The sequence below is a fragment of the Amycolatopsis sp. SID8362 genome (assembly GCF_010550475.1).
GTDB lineage: Bacteria > Actinomycetota > Actinomycetes > Mycobacteriales > Pseudonocardiaceae > Amycolatopsis > Amycolatopsis eburnea.
On the sequence record NZ_JAAGNB010000480.1, the window covers coordinates 1 to 469 of the forward strand.

The window sequence follows — 469 nt, forward strand, 5'->3', positions numbered from 1 at the left end:
TGCGCGCGGCTGCCGCTGGCGCTGCGGATCGCCGGCAGCAGGCTGGCCATCCGCCCGCACCTGCGGCTCGGCGAGCTGGCCGGGCGCCTCGAAGACGAGGTCCGCAGGCTCGACGAGCTGACGGTCAGCGACCTGGCCGTCCGCGGCAGCATCGCGTTGAGCTACGAAGGCCTCCGGCCGCCCGCGCGACGCGCGTTCCGGCTGCTCGGCCGCTGCCGCCTCGCCGACCTCCCGGCGTGGGCGGTGACGACGCTGATCGGCACCCCGGACGCCGACGAAGCCGTCGAAGAGCTCGTCGAGGCGAGCCTGCTGGAGGCGCGCGGCGCGGACCAGACCGGCGAGGGCCGCTACCGGATGCACGACCTCGTCCGCTTGTACGCCGCCGAGCTCGCCGAAGACACCGGCGGCCTCCGGACGGTCCTGTCGGCAACGCTCGCCCTCGCCGACGCGGCCGCGGCCCGCTTGCCGC

At 76.5% G+C, this 469-nt stretch carries 1 pseudogene; it reads left to right on the top strand.

The features are described from left to right. Positions 1 to 469: pseudogene (locus G3I65_RS14725) on the top strand (SARP family transcriptional regulator); the annotation flags it as partial.